Consider the following 1,904-nt stretch of genomic DNA (forward strand, 5'->3'; position numbering starts at 1 on the left):
AGCGGCCCGACGTGCGAGCCGAGGAACAGGCCTTCGGGGTCTTCCAGCGTCACGAGGTTCTTCGTCTTGATGCTCGGGTCGGCGCTGTAGACGTCGGCCAGCTGGATGCCGCCGGCGACGAGCTCGTCGACGGTCGTGTCGGCCGTGGCGCTGAAACTCACCGTGACGCCGTACTTGTCCTTCAGCCCGGTCGGACCGTAGGGGCGCTGTTCGAGCTCGGGTGCGCCACCGAGGACGAGGTTCGGCACGTTGGCCAGGTCGGCGATGCTCTTGAGGTTGTGCTGCGCTGCGAAGGCCGCCGTCACGTTGTAGGAGTCCTGGTCGGTCGCCGACGCCTGGTCGAGCACGCTCAGGCCTTCGGGCAGCGCCTTCTTCAGAGCCGCGTACACGTCCTCGGTGGTCGTTGCGGTGGTGCTCTTGTCGAAGTATTGCAGAAGGTTTCCGGTGTACTCCGGGGTCAGCGAGATCGTGCCGTTCTGCAGCGACGGCACGATCGCGTCGCGCTGTCCGATGTTGAACTTGCGGTCCACCGTGAAGCCGGCGCCTTCGAGCGCCTGAGCGTAGATCTCGGCGATGATCTCGTTCGAGTAGTAGGCCTGCGAGCCGATGGTGATGGTCTCGGACGAGCCGGTCGCACCGCCGGTGGCGGCGGGCTGCTCGAGGGAGCCGCTGGAGCCGCAGCCGGTGAGGGCGAGGGCGGTGACGGTGAGCGCCGTGGCCGCCAGGGCCAGGCGCGCTCCGACGCGGGAGGTGCGCAGTGCGGACATGAGGGGTGCCTTTCGTTGGGTGCTGTGAGGAGGACGTCAGGATGCCGTGGCGGGCCGGGGGGTCGGCCGTACACGCGCAGAGCGACCGGTGACGCCGCGCGGCACGACGATGCGCTGCAGCAGCGCGAAGATTCCGTCGATGACGAGGGCCAAGGCGACGACGAGGAGGGAGGCGCCGAGGATCTGGGCGGTGTCGCGCAGCTGGATGCCCTGGATGATGTAGAAGCCGAGGCCGCCGAGACCGACATAGGTGGCGATCGTCACGGTGGCGACGACCTGCAGGGTCGCGGAACGGACGCCGCCGATCAGCAGTGGCAGGCCGAGCGGAACCTCGACCTTCCAGAGGATCTGGCGACCGGTCATGCCGACCGCGCGCGCCGCGGAGATCGTGGACCGGTCGATCGCCTCGAAGCCGGCGTAGGCGCCGGCGAGGATGGAGGGAATCGCGAGGATGACGAAGGCCACGACGGCGGCCTGGCTCTTGTAGACGACGCCGACCAGCAGATACAGCAGCACGACCAGACCGAGCGTGGGGATGGCCCGCGCCGCCCCGGAGAGGGCGACCGCGAACTCCCGTCCGCGGCCGGTGTGGCCGATCGCCCAACCGGCGGGGATGGCGATGAGCGCGGCGACGAGAACCGAGCCGAAGGTGAACGCCAGGTGCTGAGCGATCGCCTCGGGCAGCGGGAGCGAGCCGGTGAGGCGGTCGGGGGAGAAGATCCACGCGAAGGCGTCGGCGAAGAGGTTCATGCCGCCCCCTCGGCCGCGAAGCGGCGCAGGGCACGTCGCTCGGCGCGACTGCCGTCGCGGCGAGGCACCCACGGCATGAGCAGGCGTCCCGCGAGAACGAGCAGCAGATCGAAGAGGAGCGCGATCAGCACCACGATCACCACGCCCGCGAGCACTTCGGGGATGATCCGCCGTTGCAGGCCGTTGGTGAACAGGTAGCCGAGGTTCTCCACGCCGATGAGGATGCCGACCGTCGCCAGCGCGATCGTGGACGTGGCCGTCACGCGAAGCCCCGCGAGCAGCACCGGACCGGCCAGCGGGAGGTCGACGGTCCAGAAACGTCGCCAGGGCCCGTAGCCGACCGCGATGGCGGCGTCGCGGACTCTAGAGGATCCCCGGGACCGAGCT

3 protein-coding genes are annotated in these 1,904 nt (G+C 69.5%); all 3 read right to left on the reverse strand.

Going from position 1 to position 1,904, the window contains the following annotated elements; genetic code table 11:
• Nucleotides 1–767, reverse strand: a 767-nt coding sequence (locus I5I_RS02130) for an ABC transporter substrate-binding protein (protein WP_036315924.1), incomplete at its 3' end; no start/stop codon positions are given.
• Between the two features lie 36 nt (nucleotides 768–803).
• Nucleotides 804–1,517: an ABC transporter permease gene (locus I5I_RS02135; RefSeq protein WP_036315927.1), complete on the reverse strand. Its 714-nt coding sequence runs from the start codon at nucleotides 1,515–1,517 to the stop codon at nucleotides 804–806.
• Nucleotides 1,514–1,904 (reverse strand): ABC transporter permease subunit (locus I5I_RS02140; RefSeq protein WP_036315931.1); only part of this gene is annotated, 391 nt, incomplete at its 5' end. The genes I5I_RS02140 and I5I_RS02135, both read right to left, overlap by 4 nt.

The organism is Microbacterium sp. B24 (assembly GCF_000333415.1).
Taxonomy (GTDB): domain Bacteria; phylum Actinomycetota; class Actinomycetes; order Actinomycetales; family Microbacteriaceae; genus Microbacterium.

Excerpts from the sequence above, each read along its gene's own strand:
- I5I_RS02135 (WP_036315927.1), bottom strand. The coding sequence starts at position 1,517 with ATGAACCTCTTCGCCGACGCCTTCGCGTGGATCTTCTCCCCCGACCGC.